The organism is Caballeronia sp. INDeC2 (genome assembly GCF_023631325.1).
Taxonomy (GTDB): Bacteria; Pseudomonadota; Gammaproteobacteria; order Burkholderiales; family Burkholderiaceae; genus Caballeronia.
In genome coordinates this window covers 1-253 of record NZ_JALQDG010000078.1, presented here as the reverse complement: position 1 = coordinate 253, position 253 = coordinate 1, and the positions used below count along the sequence as shown (strand labels likewise).

The following is a 253-nucleotide window of genomic DNA, read 5'->3' as shown; positions in this document are numbered from 1 at the left end:
TCAACCCGCTGGCCCTCGTAAGGGACAAGAGCCGGGGTGAGTGCTGTTTGGGAACGCCACCCCGTCCGCATGTGGCGGGCAAAGGCCAGATCGCGGAGTGCCGGATATTGCGCGTAACGGGCCAAGGTGCCGGCCGGCTCCGGTGGCGGAATGCTCTCGCCCAGGGCGGACAGTTCCAGCGTCAAGGCCGTGGTCCATCGCTCGCAAACGTCAAATCCCAGGCAGGAATATCCGTGCCCGCACGGGATCACGT

The 253-nt window shown here is 65.6% G+C and carries 1 protein-coding gene; it reads right to left on the bottom strand.

Annotated features, from left to right (window positions below):
• Positions 1–185, bottom strand: a 185-nt coding sequence (locus tag NCS28_RS33130) for a hypothetical protein (RefSeq protein ID WP_250517981.1), incomplete at its 3' end; no start/stop codon positions are given.
• Between the last annotated feature and the right edge of the window lie 68 nt (positions 186–253).